The sequence below is a fragment of the Bacillus sp. LSHTCR4 genome, from assembly GCF_057197025.1.
In genome coordinates this window covers 1,903,757-1,904,093 of the sequence record NZ_JBXUNO010000001.1, presented here as the reverse complement: position 1 = coordinate 1,904,093, position 337 = coordinate 1,903,757, and the positions used below count along the sequence as shown (strand labels likewise).

Annotated in this window: 1 protein-coding gene; it reads left to right on the top strand. The window is 36.2% G+C overall.

All coding sequences use genetic code 11. The features are described from left to right. Nucleotides 1-337: hypothetical protein (locus AC2CGR_RS09865; protein ID WP_484480913.1), on the top strand; the 337-nt coding region annotated here is incomplete at both ends.

The following is a 337-nucleotide window of genomic DNA, read 5'->3' as shown; positions in this document are numbered from 1 at the left end:
GAAGAAAAAGCAAGAGAAGTAGCAAAAGCAAAAGAAGAAGAAAAAGCAAGAGAAGTAGCAAAAGCAAAAGAAGAAGAAAAAGCAAGAGAAGTAGCAAAAGCAAAAGAAGAAGAGAGAGCAAGAGAAGTAGCAAAAGCAAAAGAAGAAGAGAAAGCAAGAGAAGTAGCAAAAGCAAAAGAAGAAGAGAGAGCAAGAGAAATAGCAAAAGCAAAAGAAGAAGAGAGAGCAAGAGAAATAGCAAAAGCAAAAGAAGAAGAGAGAGCAAGAGAAGTAGCAAAAGCAAAAGAAGAAGAGAGAGCAAGAGAAATAGCAAAAGCAAAAGAAGAAGAGAGAGCAA